The organism is Nostoc sp. (genome assembly GCF_036917975.1).
Taxonomy (GTDB): domain Bacteria; phylum Cyanobacteriota; class Cyanobacteriia; order Cyanobacteriales; family Nostocaceae; genus Nostoc.
The window spans coordinates 46,656-59,017 of record NZ_JBALEJ010000039.1 but is presented as its reverse complement, the minus strand read 5'-3'; the positions used below and the strand labels follow the sequence as shown (position 1 = coordinate 59,017).

General features: G+C 42.1%; 16 protein-coding genes. 8 read left to right on the top strand and 8 right to left on the bottom strand.

The features are described 5' to 3' along the window. Window positions 1-60: 60 nt before the first annotated feature. The 4 genes from sir to V7K76_RS17705 all read right to left on the bottom strand — a co-directional run bounded on the left by sir (window position 61) and on the right by V7K76_RS17705 (window position 2,966). On the bottom strand, window positions 61-1,977 hold the full coding sequence (sir, locus tag V7K76_RS17720) for a sulfite reductase, ferredoxin dependent (RefSeq protein WP_334779596.1): 1,917 nt from the start codon (window positions 1,975-1,977) through the stop codon (window positions 61-63). A gap of 261 nt (window positions 1,978-2,238) precedes the next feature. Then, window positions 2,239-2,478 (bottom strand): DUF2283 domain-containing protein, encoded by a 240-nt coding sequence (locus V7K76_RS17715; protein WP_334779595.1) that lies wholly within the window; start codon window positions 2,476-2,478, stop codon window positions 2,239-2,241. A gap of 2 nt (window positions 2,479-2,480) precedes the next feature. Beyond that, a complete protein-coding gene (locus V7K76_RS17710; protein WP_334779593.1) occupies window positions 2,481-2,732 on the bottom strand; it encodes a DUF2283 domain-containing protein in 252 nt (83 codons plus the stop codon). Window positions 2,733-2,780: 48 nt separating this feature from the next. Beyond that, window positions 2,781-2,966, bottom strand: a complete 186-nt coding sequence (locus tag V7K76_RS17705) for a type II toxin-antitoxin system HicB family antitoxin (protein WP_334779592.1) — start codon at window positions 2,964-2,966, stop codon at window positions 2,781-2,783. Window positions 2,967-3,046: 80 nt separating this feature from the next. Between V7K76_RS17705 and V7K76_RS17700 the strand changes: the two genes are divergently transcribed. Continuing rightward, window positions 3,047-3,283 (top strand): hypothetical protein, encoded by a 237-nt coding sequence (locus V7K76_RS17700; RefSeq protein ID WP_334779633.1) that lies wholly within the window; start codon window positions 3,047-3,049, stop codon window positions 3,281-3,283. After that, window positions 3,280-3,732 (top strand): HNH endonuclease, encoded by a 453-nt coding sequence (locus V7K76_RS17695; RefSeq protein ID WP_334779591.1) that lies wholly within the window; start codon window positions 3,280-3,282, stop codon window positions 3,730-3,732. Before V7K76_RS17700 ends, V7K76_RS17695 begins: the two co-directional genes overlap by 4 nt. 63 nt (window positions 3,733-3,795) lie before the next feature. Here V7K76_RS17695 and V7K76_RS17690 read toward each other — a convergent pair whose 3' ends face one another. The 3 genes from V7K76_RS17690 to radA all read right to left on the bottom strand — a co-directional run bounded on the left by V7K76_RS17690 (window position 3,796) and on the right by radA (window position 6,768). Beyond that, the gene (locus tag V7K76_RS17690) at window positions 3,796-4,071 is read right to left on the bottom strand and encodes a hypothetical protein (protein WP_334779590.1); all 276 of its coding nucleotides are present in this window, start codon (window positions 4,069-4,071) and stop codon (window positions 3,796-3,798) included. 328 nt (window positions 4,072-4,399) lie between these two features. Next, a complete protein-coding gene (locus V7K76_RS17685; RefSeq protein WP_334779632.1) occupies window positions 4,400-5,146 on the bottom strand; it encodes a Uma2 family endonuclease in 747 nt (248 codons plus the stop codon). 95 nt (window positions 5,147-5,241) lie between these two features. Further along, the gene (gene radA / locus V7K76_RS17680; RefSeq protein WP_334779589.1) at window positions 5,242-6,768 is read right to left on the bottom strand and encodes a DNA repair protein RadA; all 1,527 of its coding nucleotides are present in this window, start codon (window positions 6,766-6,768) and stop codon (window positions 5,242-5,244) included. 173 nt (window positions 6,769-6,941) lie between these two features. Between radA and rpaB the strand changes: the two genes are divergently transcribed. Together rpaB and V7K76_RS17670 are read left to right on the top strand one after the other, a co-directional pair. Next, entirely contained in the window at window positions 6,942-7,670 is a 729-nt protein-coding gene (rpaB, locus tag V7K76_RS17675; protein ID WP_012412029.1) for a response regulator transcription factor RpaB, read from the top strand. Window positions 7,671-7,762: 92 nt separating this feature from the next. Next, on the top strand, window positions 7,763-8,401 hold the full coding sequence (locus V7K76_RS17670) for a cofactor assembly of complex C subunit B (RefSeq protein WP_335029906.1): 639 nt from the start codon (window positions 7,763-7,765) through the stop codon (window positions 8,399-8,401). Between the two features lie 150 nt (window positions 8,402-8,551). Here V7K76_RS17670 and V7K76_RS17665 read toward each other — a convergent pair whose 3' ends face one another. Continuing rightward, window positions 8,552-9,466 carry a M48 family metallopeptidase gene (locus tag V7K76_RS17665; RefSeq protein WP_335029904.1) on the bottom strand — a complete coding sequence of 305 codons (915 nt, stop codon included), beginning with the start codon at window positions 9,464-9,466 and terminating at the stop codon, window positions 8,552-8,554. A gap of 131 nt (window positions 9,467-9,597) precedes the next feature. Between V7K76_RS17665 and V7K76_RS17660 the strand changes: the two genes are divergently transcribed. The 4 genes from V7K76_RS17660 (at window position 9,598) to V7K76_RS17645 (ending at window position 11,920) form a co-directional block, all read left to right on the top strand. Continuing rightward, the gene (locus V7K76_RS17660) at window positions 9,598-10,014 is read left to right on the top strand and encodes a helix-turn-helix domain-containing protein (protein WP_334779586.1); all 417 of its coding nucleotides are present in this window, start codon (window positions 9,598-9,600) and stop codon (window positions 10,012-10,014) included. A 62-nt stretch (window positions 10,015-10,076) separates the two neighbouring features. After that, window positions 10,077-10,388 carry a transposase gene (locus V7K76_RS17655; RefSeq protein ID WP_442936225.1) on the top strand — a complete coding sequence of 104 codons (312 nt, stop codon included), beginning with the start codon at window positions 10,077-10,079 and terminating at the stop codon, window positions 10,386-10,388. 297 nt (window positions 10,389-10,685) lie between these two features. After that, window positions 10,686-11,048: a hypothetical protein gene (locus tag V7K76_RS17650; RefSeq protein WP_334779585.1), complete on the top strand. Its 363-nt coding sequence runs from the start codon at window positions 10,686-10,688 to the stop codon at window positions 11,046-11,048. A 404-nt stretch (window positions 11,049-11,452) separates the two neighbouring features. Then, on the top strand, window positions 11,453-11,920 hold the full coding sequence (locus V7K76_RS17645; RefSeq protein WP_334779584.1) for a GNAT family N-acetyltransferase: 468 nt from the start codon (window positions 11,453-11,455) through the stop codon (window positions 11,918-11,920). Window positions 11,921-12,362: the final 442 nt, after the last annotated feature.

The following is a 12,362-nucleotide window of genomic DNA, read 5'->3' as shown; positions in this document are numbered from 1 at the left end:
TTACACATTTTTTTGCTTATTTGTGGCAGATGAAATGTCTACCACACAAAAATACTAGGCTTAGGAAAGATTCTGGAAGTAAACTTCTAACGCTTCAGTCACCAACTGAGTCATCGGTTTACCTTGGCTTTCTGCTACTTCCTTCAACTTGCTATAAACCTCTTCTTTCAAATTCACCCGATGGCGCGATTTGTTTGCACCATTGGCTGTTTTGGGTTCGTAGGTGGCAGCAAATTCGCGGATGGCATCAAAACCAATGCGATCGCAAAAATCACCAAAGCTTTCTTTTGATTTCCGAGATTTCTTAAAGTAAACAAAAATCGGCTCTAAGAAGCTTTCTAAGTCATTATGGTGCAGCTTTTCTGTGTAAGGTTGTGCCAGTCGAGTCTGATTTGGCGAACCCCCTAACCATAATTGGTAAGATTCTGGAGCGCTACCAACAAAGGCCAATTCTGCTAAGTAGGGACGAGCGCAACCGTTAGGGCATCCTGTCATCCTTACCACAAAATGTTCTTTTTGTAAACCTATTTTATCTAAAAGAGCGCGAACCCGCTCCAAAATACCTGGTATTGCTCGTTCTGATTCGGTGATTGCCAAGCCGCAAGTAGGCAAAGCCGGACAAGCCATTGCATAACGCACTAAAGGTTCGATTTTACTAGGGTCGTCTCCGACACCGTGACGGCTAAGAATCTCTTGAATAGCTTCCTTGCTATTTGGTTCGATATCGTAAAAAATCAGGTTTTGGCTGGGTGTGAGGCGGATGGGTAATTTGAACTGCTCGACAATTTCGCGCAAGGCGGTTTTCAGTTGCAACGAACCTTCATTCTTGATTCGACCATTTTCAATGGAAATTCCTAAGAATAGTTTGCCATCACCTTGTTCATTCCAGCCGAGGAAGTCGTGATATTTAAACTCTGGTAGTGGTTTGAAGGCTTCAACTGGTTTACCAAAATATTCTTCAACTTGGGTGCGGAATTTATCTACACCCCATTCGTTGATTAGATATTTTAATCTGGCATGACGACGATCGGTGCGATCGCCATAATCTCTCTGGGTAGCAACAATCGCTTTCACCACGTCGTAAACGTCATCTTTCGTTACATAACCGATGGGGTCTGCTAACCTAGCGAAAGTTTCTTCTTTACCGTGGGTTCTACCTAAACCACCACCAGCAAAAATATTAAATCCTTCTAACTGTTTCTTTTTATTAGTAATTACTACCAACGTCAGGTCTTGGGAATACAAATCAACCGAATTATCCCCTGGCACTGTCACACTAACCTTAAACTTCCGGGGCATATAGTGCGTGCCATAAATTGGTTCTTCGGTGTCATGGATAATTGTGCCATTACTATTGCGCTGTCGTGCTGCCTTCACCTCTGGGTTCTCCTCAGCACTAATTACCTTTTCCCCATCTAACCAAATCTCGTAATAAGCGCCTGTTTGTGGTGACAGCAAGTCGGCAATATTCTGAGCATACTCCCAAGCATACTGATACTCTGGGCGATTCTTAAAAGGGGCTGGTGGTGCCATCACGTTGCGGTTGATGTCGCCGCAAGCTCCTAAAGTTGAACCCAGATTATTTACAATTGTAGCGATCGCTGTCTTCAGATTCTTCTTTAAAATACCGTGCAGTTGGAAACCTTGACGGGTAGTTGCTCGTAAGGTGTGGTTGCCATACTCATCAGCTAGTTTATCTAAAGCCAGATATAGTTCTGGCGGTACTAAACCACCCGGATTTTTTGTCCGCAGCATAAACTGGTAATCTTTTTCCTGTCCCTTGGTGCGGTTGTCGCGGTTATCCTGCTGATAAGAGCCGTGAAACTTCAAAAGCTGCACCGCATTTTCGGTAAAATGAGTAGTGTCTTGAAGGATCTCAGTTGCTACAGGTTCACGTAAAAAATTACTATTTTCCTTGATTCCTTCGACTTTAGAAGGCTTACGGCTAGCGATTGGGGAAGGAGCAGATTTAACCATTAGACTTGTATAGTATTCTCAATAAAATTAGTAGAGGCCGAATCAGCACCCTTCGGCTACTCGATCCCCGGTAATCCGGCCGGAATAATGAGGAATATTTTAATTTTACCACGGCGAAAACCGACTTTATCAGTGATTTAACAGTTAACAAAACCGTTTGCAAGTCCTAAGATTAAATTGTGTCGTAGATAGCATCATCTTCGCTGTAGCTTTTTAGTAATTGCTCGGCTGCAATCCGCTGCCAGTATCAGTAGTTTGACACTATAGTAAAAGCTTAATTTCGGCAGATTCTCCTAATGCTTCATTGACTACGATTAATTTACCCTGTTCATCAGCGCCTAATTGCTGGTTAGCATTGAGCAATTCAATTCCATAAATTGTGCCATCAGGAGCAATATCTACATTCATTTCTTCACTGACTTGAATTATTTCTACTTGTGCTGTTTTTTCTTGGAGACAGATATAAGCTATGTTGTACCTTGGATCGTAAGTAATTTTCATTGTCAGGCTGTTGTTTTTTCAACATTTGTCATGTTTTCACTAGTAACTGACAAACCTATTCCTTCAATAATTACTTGGCGGAGAGTTTCTTGTCCGCCAAATCGTTTGACAGCATCTAATATCTCGATACCAGCTAATTGTCCTTCTGCATCATAATTGGCGGCGATTCCTTCAGCTAAATGTTGCGTTGTTACAGTGGTTTCGCGGAAAGTGATACTGAGAGCATCAACTTCGGCATCATAGCTAATTTTCATAGAAATATCTCTGTTTAGAAGTAATTTGACTGCTGATTAATGAATTCTTCAAACAGAGTCATCTTCGAGCATTTCTTTGCCAAATATTTCAATGTAGCAGCGAATAGCTGACTTGATATCGGCTAAGGCTTCTTCATAGGTGTCACCTTGACCAACGATCGCCCCTTTTATACCCAGAGGATAGGCAACATAACCGTCAGAATGTTTTTCTACAATAATTTTGATTTGTTTCATCACTAGGGCTTTGGCAAGGGAGATTTTAGGCGATTCTGATGGAGCCTACAATAAGGAGTATATTCAATCGTAATCAATTTATGGCGATCGCAGTAGTTAAACCTTCATCTTGGCTAACGAATGGTATCCGAGTCGAAAAAGTCAATAATCTTAATTTGTTTAAATTTACAGACGAATTGGGTTTGCGGATGCAAGAACTGCTAGATAGAAAAAAAGCTGATTCTTTGACACCAGAAGAAGCTGCTGAACTGGAGGCGATTGGGGAATTAGATGAGATTTTCAGCTATATAAACGCAATGATTGCATCTCAGGTATGACAATTCCTAATCATATCCAAGAGTTGGTTCGTAAACGTTCTGGTTTTCGATGTGAATACTGCCATTATCCTGAATCATTAAGCACGTCTCCTCTGACAATTGATCATATTTACCTACAATCTTTAGGTGGCTCTGATGATGTGGATAATTTAGCTCTAGCTTGTCGTCGATGTAACGAGCGTCATTATAATTTTACGGTGGGAATTGACCCAGAAACTAAGCAAGAAGTAGCCTTATTTAATGCCCGTCAGCAACAGTGGTCTGAACACTTTGTTTGGTCAGCAGATGCTACAAAAATTATTGATATCACACCCACAGGTCGGGCAACTTGTAATAGATTAGATTTAAACGATCAACGCCGTAGCGATCGCTTCATTCAAAAATCCCGGCAACTTTGGATAAAAGGAGGTTTTCATCCTCCCTTTGAAGATCCACGACAGGAAAAGTAGAGACTTGGCGGTATCCAGAACCCCGACTTTTAACAAAAGTCGGGGTTCTAAGTTAGATAGGGGTTATTGCATTAAAATTTGACGGCTTAAAATACTCATTACTTCACCTGGGTTGGCGGTTGGTAACAGGGGACTCCAATCTCCTACACTGGCATAGCCAATTACCTGCAAGTAGTGAATTGTACTGCTAACGGCTTTGGGAGAACCAATCAGTAGATGCTTAATCGGTTCTCTGTTGGGAAATGGCTGTGCAGTTGATTCCTTGCGGGTGGGTGTATCTTTTTCACCCAGGTATTGCTTTAACTCTGATTGGGCAGACTTTTGTAATTGTGCCATCATTGTATTTATCTCCTGATAAGGGGGACAGATAACGGCGATCGCATTCTTCTTCGCGGGATTAGGCGATCGCCTTTATCATGTCTTTATATTAAGGTATAAAATTATACTTATCAACTATAAAACTTGAAAATTATTAATAATAATTTTCAAGTTTTAACGGGAATAAATTAGCATTAGCTTTGGTAGTATTAGGAAGCCATAATTAACAAAAATACTCTCAATTTTTGGCTTTAATTAGTATTATTTAAAATTTCATCTTTCTAAAAAAAAATGCTAGATTTAGCAAATTTTTCGCTAATCTAGCAAACCTAAATTATTTACAGGAAGTCTAATCTTCTGGCTCAATTCCCGCCGCCCGCAATTGTGCTGCTAGTCGTTCAGCACGTTGGCGTTCTTGTTCAGCGCGTTGGCGTTCTTGTTCAGTGCGTTGGCGTTCTTGTTCAGCTAATTCTGTTCCCCAAGGTAGAAGGTTTCCTTGTTCATCCCACCACCGTAACCACTTTCCTGTGCGGTTTTCACGAGTACCTTGGGACACTCCAAGGTAAAGATTTATTTCGGCTATCCAGTAGCGTTGATTTTCATCAGGCTCTTGCAAAATGTACTGTTCTGTGGTTAAGCGATACATCTCTAAACTGCCGCTATCTGGCTCAAAGATAATGTAGTTTGGTACTTTTAAAATACGCTCGTAAAAAAACCATTTTCCTGGGGGATATGTTGCTTTGATAGAATACTCTGTCTCCTGTGTATCAGAAACAAATTCCATCACAATTACGGGAATGTCACCCTGTAGTTGAGGGGTGTAACTGCGTGTTACTTCTTCTCTACTAACATTAATTTTGGCAATGAAAGCCCAATCAGGGGCTTTAATGACCATTTTGTTGTTTAAAGTGGCACAGATGCCGTAATTAGTTGTTGTTAGAGCGTTAGCTGAAATTTTTCCGGCTAATTGTAGGCTTTCTGTGAGTGCAGCAGCTAAAGCTGGTTGGTTGATGTTGTCCACTGGATCATCTGGAAGTTTGTAATCATCGGGTAGTTTTTCCCAAGTGATTTGGTAGTCTTGGGTGAGGGTTGTCATGGTGGGTTTTCCTTTAGGATTGGGCATTGGGGATTGGGGATTGGGGATTGGGCATTAATTATTCTTTCCTCACTCCCTCACTCCCTCCCCAGTAGTTACTCATCTTCATCGGGTTCTAAATCGTCGGCTGTCAGTTCTTGATGGGGAATGGCGGCGATAATTGCATCTATGACTTTAGAGACTGGTAATATCTCAATATTCAAGTCGGGAAACTTTGTGCCTTTTGGGACGATCGCTCTTTTAAATCCCAACTTAGCAGCTTCTTTTAACCGCAGTTCCATTTGGGAAACCGATCGCACTTGTCCACCTAACCCAACTTCACCGATTAATACTGTACCGGGATCGACGATGCGATCGCGGAAACTGGCAACAATTGCGATCGCTATTCCCAAATCTACTGCTGGTTCTTCCACATTCAACCCACCCGCAGAAGCAACATAAGAATCCAATTTCGACATCGGAATTCCCACCCGTTTTTCTAAGACGGCGAGAATTTGCACTAGGCGGTTGTAGTCTACACCAGTTCCAGCCCGACGAGGTGAAGGGTAACTGGTGGGACTCACTAAAGCTTGCAATTCCACAACAATCGGGCGAGTACCTTCGCAAGCCACCACAATGGCCGTACCAGGTGCGGGATCGTCACGGTTGCCTAAAAATAGCTCTGAGGGATTGGAGACTTCTCGCAATCCATCTGTCACCATTTCAAAGATGCCGATTTCGTGGGTTGCGCCGAAGCGATTTTTTACTGTCCGTAATAACCGATGAGAGGCAAAGCGATCGCCTTCAAAATACAATACTGTATCGACCAAATGTTCTAAAACTTTTGGCCCGGCGATCGCTCCTTCTTTGGTGACATGTCCCACAATCAGCATGGTGACATCTTCGTGCTTCGCCACCTTCATCAATGCTGCTGTACATTCCCGTACCTGGGCTACTGAACCTGGTGCAGAAGTCAGCGCCGGAAAAAACACCGTTTGGATACTATCAATCACCGCCACGTTTGGCTTGAGAGAGTCTATTTCCCGTAAAATTTCTTCTAAATCTGTTTCTGGCAGTACGTATAAATCTGCACCAATACTGTCAGGGTCTATGGGAAGTGCCGGATCTACTACTACCTTAACATCCTCTTCATTAACCACACTTAGGGGTTTTGATACTCCCAAGCGGGAAGCTCGTAACTTTACCTGCTGTCCCGATTCTTCACCAGTTACGTAAAGGATGCGATATTTCTGTGCTAATTGATTTGATACTTGCAACAATAAAGTTGATTTACCAATACCTGGATCGCCACCAATCAGCACCATAGAACCAGGGACAACCCCACCTCCAAGCACTCGATCTAATTCTCCATAACCAGATTCCCATCGGGCAATTTGGCGATCGGTAATTTGATCGAATGTTAAAGAGGCTCGCGCTTTAGCTGGTTTAGCATGAGATTTGCCATTGCCTTGAGCCGATTGCCAACTGCTTACTCCCCCCCGACTGGGTACATCTACTGAGGATTGGATAGAAATTTGTTCTTCTAGGGAGTTGTAAGTGCCGCAAGCTGGACACTTACCAAACCACTGGGGCGATTCTGCTCCACATTCGTTACAAGTGAAAAAGGTTTTTGGCTTTGCCATTCTTAAATCTTATTAAATAATCTTAATATTTACTTAATTCTTGAAAAAAACTAAAAACTAATAATAGTAGTAGTATTTAGAGCTTTTTCCAAATCAATTCATGGAATGATATCTTAATATTATGGTATTAAAAATTAATCATGTAAATTTTTAGTTAAGGAGCCTAGAGAAACTTGGAAAGCCATAAAGAAAAAATCTTGGTGGTAGACGACGAAGCCAGCATTCGCCGGATTTTGGAAACGCGCCTTTCCATGATTGGCTACGATGTAGTGACAGCTGGCGACGGGGAAGAAGCTTTGGAAACTTTTCGCAAAACTGAGCCTGACCTGGTAGTTTTAGATGTAATGATGCCAAAGCTAGACGGCTATGGTGTATGTCAAGAATTACGAAAAGAATCAGATGTCCCCATTATTATGCTAACAGCCTTGGGTGATGTCGCCGATCGCATCACCGGCTTAGAATTGGGTGCTGATGACTATGTAGTTAAACCATTTTCCCCCAAGGAGCTAGAAGCCCGGATTCGCTCGGTGCTACGGCGGGTAGATAAAAACGGTGCTTCTGGTATTCCCAGTTCTGGGGTAATCCATGTCGCTAATATTAAAATCGATACGAATAAGCGACAAGTCTACAAAGGCGATGAGCGGATTCGATTGACGGGTATGGAGTTCAGCTTGTTAGAGTTGCTAGTCAGTCGCTCTGGAGAAGCCTTTTCTCGTTCGGAAATTTTGCAGGAAGTATGGGGTTATACACCAGAACGTCATGTGGATACCCGCGTAGTAGATGTGCATATATCCCGTTTGCGGGCAAAGTTAGAAGATGATCCTAGCAACCCAGAATTGATTCTCACCGCGCGGGGTACTGGTTATCTTTTCCAGCGAATTATTGAACCAGGGGAGGAGTGAGGAGATGAGGGAGTGGGGGAAAGAGAGCAGGGGAAGCAGGGGAGGTAGGGGGAGCAGAGGGAGAAGAACTATTAATTATTGCCCAATGCCCAATGACTAAACCTGATCCTAATCGAGTTTTGCGGCGTCTACCTATTGTCGTGGGTGGGCTAGGCGCTGTACTTTTATTGATTAACCGTTTATTGACACCGGAACTAACCCAGTCTCAATCGCGTGGTGATGTGGTAGGCGTGATTTTGAGTGCGGTGTTAATTTTGACGGGTTTAATTTGGCAGCAAGTTCAGCCGCGATCGCCTGATATTGTAGAACTAACTGGAGAAGAAGGTTTTGTACTCGCAGCAGATTTGCCCGAAGCTGTAAAAACAGAGCTAGCCTGGGCATCTCATTTATTGTTGACTAATACAGTAACGCGATCGCTTGTGGTTTTTTATCAAGGTAAAGTTTTGTTGCGTCGTGGCATTCTGGGTACGAAATCTGAGGTTGTACCAGGGGTAATCTTAAAACAAGTACTCGAAAAACAAAAACCGATTTATCTAGTTGCTCTCAAAATATATCCAGGTAGGCTTGAATTTGATTATTTACCAGAGAATACTCAAGGTGTAATTTGTCAACCTATTGGTAATCAAGGTGCGTTAATTTTGGCAGCAAACGCCCCTCGCAGTTATACCAAACAAGATGAAAACTGGATTGCGGGAATTGCTGATAAATTAGCCGTTACTCTTAGTACTTAGGTTGTTCGATAGTTTAAAAAGAATGAAAAATCAAGGATTTTTAACCCACGGAGGTGGGTTTTGTCTGTGTAGCCGCGATTTCTAATCGCCAAGGCTATTTAATCTAAAATCGGGCAATCCAAAATCCAAAATCCAAAATCCAAAATTCCATCACCAAGAAGTCAAAAAATTCCACCCTTCTTTTTCCTCTGGTGTCTTTTCTTCTTTTGCTTCCGGTTCTTCTGGTGTCTTTAAATTTATCTGTTGAATTAAATTATCATATTCTCCTGAATCAACCCATTTCAATAACTCACCCGCCCGCATAACCACCCAGGAAAGCTCTGATTCTGTATAGCTTAATATTTTTGTTACCTTATCCACACTATCTAAGTTATTAGATGCAAACTCACGGGCTTGGACGAGAAAATCTTCGATTACAGCAGTAGTCAAGTACTCATCTGGTAAACCCGCAAGTTTCATTAGTGTAGTAGTTGCTACATCAATATCCTGACAAGCAAGCATTGCAGCCCGATCGGCGGTGAACCTAGCCATCATCCGCCAATTATACAAACCTAATTCCATGCCACCAGCTACTAAGCCACCGACTCCCAGTGTGGTACTACTCAACAAATTTTTCAAAGTTGGCATAACAATTGCCATTTGGTGATAAATCATGTGCTGACTCTTAATGCGAGCGATTTCATGTCCGAAAACGTAAAGCAACTCATTTGCATTAAGCCACTCCATTGCATCTAAATTGATACCAACAAGGGGTTTTTCTACCCCAACAATATAGGTTTTAATGTGACCAGTGCCTCGAAACAGATACAATTCAGGAAGTGGAGCAACATCAAGAATTTGGCAAGTTTCCACAAATGTTTGATGTACTTCGGGAAAATTACGGGGCGAAATTCTGATTTCACTACCAAGGCTTTGCAATCTAAGTAAGCGATCAATGCCGTATTCGTTAACTTTTTTGAGTAGTAAAGAGACACCAGGCATCTTTTGCAAAGAAGCCAAGGCTTTGCGATCAAAAGGGTGTTCGTAAGTTTCAGAACTTAGTCCAGCTAATATTTTTCTCGTCATAGGTTTTGAGCTTTTAAATATAGCGGTTCTCAGTTGAGTGAAATACAAAATGTGGGAGGATAAAGAAAATTAACCGCAAAGTGCATCTTCCATGAAAGCATACTCCATTGACCTACGCAAAAAAATAATTGATGCGTACAATAATCGAGAAGACTCCCAACGAAAAACTGGCAAAAAGATTTAGCGTGAGTTTAACTTTTATCCAGAAGCTACTAAAGCGATATCGAAACAACGGAACAGTCGAACCAAAGGCGCATGGTGGGGGTAATACAGGTAAGCTAAGTAGTGAACAGATGGCAATAGTTGTCACCTTAGTGGAGGAAGACAACGATGCAATTTTGGTTGAGTTGTGTTCTCGATTAGAGGAACGAACGGGGGTTCTAGTCAGCAAAGCGACAATGGGAAGAATCACTCAAAAACTGAACCTAACGCGCAAAAAAAACATTACACGCGAGCAAAAAATACATAGAACGAGTTCAAAAACTAAGAGCAGAGTATTGGACAACCATTGGCTCAGTCAGGCTAAAGGACTTGATATTTATCGATGAGGCTGGAGTTAACATCGCCATGACTAGACGCTTTGCCCGTTCGCCTCAAGGTAGTCGCGCTTATGGTGATCGTCCTGACTGACGGACGGGGAAAAAATGTCACGATGATTAGGGCTATGTCCTTAGAAGGAATCATTGCCTCTATGACTTTTACTGGTGCTACTAATGCATCAGCGTTTGAAACTTACGTCACTCAAGTTTTAGTTCCAAATCTTTGGCCAGGTGCAACTATTGTCATGGACAACTTTAGCTCTCATAAGGTTACTGGTATCCGTGAAGCTGTTGGGGCCAAATTAATTTATTTGTCTCCTTATTCTCCTGATTTTTCGCCAATTGAAAATTGTTGGTCGAAAGGTAAAAGAATTTTTGCGTAGGCGTAGCCCGCCGCAGGCATCGCAAGCTGCCAGAACTTATGAAGAATTAGATCAAGCGATCACAAATGCTCTAAATGCAGTGACTAAAAAAGACATTATTGGATGGTTCACTCACTGTTGTTACTATTTTGCACCCAACTGAGAACCGCTATAGTAGTTTAGAAGTATTAGGCAAACTTCCACCACAGTGTAGTAGGCATTTGTCATCATCCATAGGTGTCAACTTAACGTGAAAGCAAGTCTAGAACTAGCTTTTAGATTGCCTCGTTCCTAGTCTCCGACTGGGAATGCTTGTCTTTGGGGCTGCCGCCTCTCTTTACTGGCGGCAGAGCCACTTTTGAGTTGCATTTCCAACCTCCGGCTGGAAACGAGGTTTTAAAGGAGTTTCAAGCCTTAGAAAAAAAGCTGGTGCGGGGCTGTATCTGTGAAATTGAACTACCTCCTGGGGGAACTTTAGTAACGGGTAAACCCCGTGAAGAGTTAGGTCAATTAGAGGGACGAGCTTACAAGCCTTCAACTCCCATTAGACGGCACAGCGATCCTACCAAGGATCGGGCGAAGGTGGAATGGGTGGTGCGTGTGCCTCAAGGTAGCACAGTTAAACTGCTAGCCCGTCATGAACGTGCTGGAGTTGTTCGCACTGAATTGACATTGCCATGATTTTGACATTTGTAGGACTTACGCAATAACTCTCTAAAACTCAATACGGTTCAGTTAAGGCTAGCACTCTTTGTCAAAGTCATTTTTTATTTTAACGAACCACAGAGGCGCAGAGGACACAGAGAGAGGAAAAAATTGCTTAACTCAACTGTATTGCTCTAAAACTCTTATTCCTTTGCGTACTTTGCGTACTTTGCGGTTCGTTTTTTATTATTTTGCATAAGGGAACTCCAAGAAATAAATTATCCAATATTGTGGGGTGGGCAACATGAGCGCCCAGTTCATAGGGCGGGCGAGACGCCCACCCCACAAGAAGTAATTGGATATTTTTTTATTTGGAAGTCCCTAAGTCCTGATTTGAAATTTTCAAACATACTTCCTGGCGTAATTACCTTAATACAGTTTTGTCTAAACCTATAATTACCGTTCGCCTGATTACGCGTGACGAACTTCCTCAACTTCTGGCGTTGTATCACCACCTAAACCCCATCGATGCCCCTCTACCTGCTGATGATATTTTACAATCCATTTGGGATGCGATTTTACACGATCCCCGTTTGTATTACATTGTGGCTGATGTTGATAATCAGTTAGTCGCAACGTGTAACTTAACTATTGTTCCCAACTTGACCCGTGGCGCACGTTCATACGGGATTATTGAAAATGTAGTCACTCACCCCGATTATCGACGACAGGGATTAGGTACGCAAGTACTACATTATGCCTTAACTTTGGCATGGCAGAAACAGTGTTATAAAGTGATGCTTCTGAGTGGCTCAAAACGCGAGGAGACTTTGCACTTCTATGAAAAAGCAGGGTTCAAGCGTGGAGTCAAAACCGGATTTGTTGCCCTAGCTCCAGAGGAGTTGTGAGCCAGATTGATACAGACAAGACATCTTTTCCAAATCCTAGTTTATCTTTGGATTCCTTTTCATAAAATCGTCTTTTGCAAACAACTTAATTCTTAGCCAAAGAATTTAGCACGATCAGGCTCGAAATTTTTGATTGCGATCGCTAATTTCTAGTCTAGATTTGGCAAATTTTTCGTCAGCGACAACTATCTAAAGAGTGAAAGTTTTTCCTCAAAGTCTAGTCTTGAGTTAGTTGTATACTATCGAACAAAGACTAATAATAAATTATATTACCAAGACACATTTTATTTCTTAAATCTTGCTAAAGATCATGATGCATTGAGCTTGCGAAACGGGTTTCATATCGAGGCAAACCAAATAATCATCTGGATATTTGTATTTACTTAACCCTGAATCCAGTATTTTCCAATAGTCAACCGAAGAAATTAAAAAGAGGGTATTT